The organism is Limosilactobacillus portuensis (genome assembly GCF_014838735.1).
Classification (GTDB): Bacteria; Bacillota; Bacilli; order Lactobacillales; family Lactobacillaceae; genus Limosilactobacillus; species Limosilactobacillus portuensis.
Genome location: NZ_JABUXQ010000094.1, coordinates 1 through 323 on the forward strand (window position 1 = coordinate 1; position 323 = coordinate 323).

The following is a 323-nucleotide window of genomic DNA, read 5'->3' on the forward strand; positions in this document are numbered from 1 at the left end:
TTCAATGGTTCATTTTTGAAATAGATCCCAACAAGGGCTTTGTTTTTTGTAATGCGAATTTCATCAATATAGGGATTCAGCATGTTTAACGTGAAACTTTTCTGTATAACCTTTTGTAGTGATGCTTTTATACGAATATCACTTATTGCTTGTATAGGTTTATTCTGTAGATTAATTGATTGGGACTGTTCTCTGAATGTTTCTACATCAATTTTTCCTTGTGCTAAATTTTCAATAAGCTTTTCCTGAGTTAATGTGTTACTAGTATCATGCATCCTTTGTCTTTTGAGTCGTTGACGAATAGTATGGTTTATTTTTGAATA

Annotated in this window: 1 protein-coding gene; it reads right to left on the reverse strand. The window is 31.0% G+C overall.

From position 1 onward, the window contains the following. Nucleotides 1–275: hypothetical protein (locus HUK49_RS11075; protein ID WP_206705669.1), on the reverse strand; the 275-nt coding region annotated here is incomplete at its 3' end. Between the last annotated feature and the right edge of the window lie 48 nt (nt 276–323).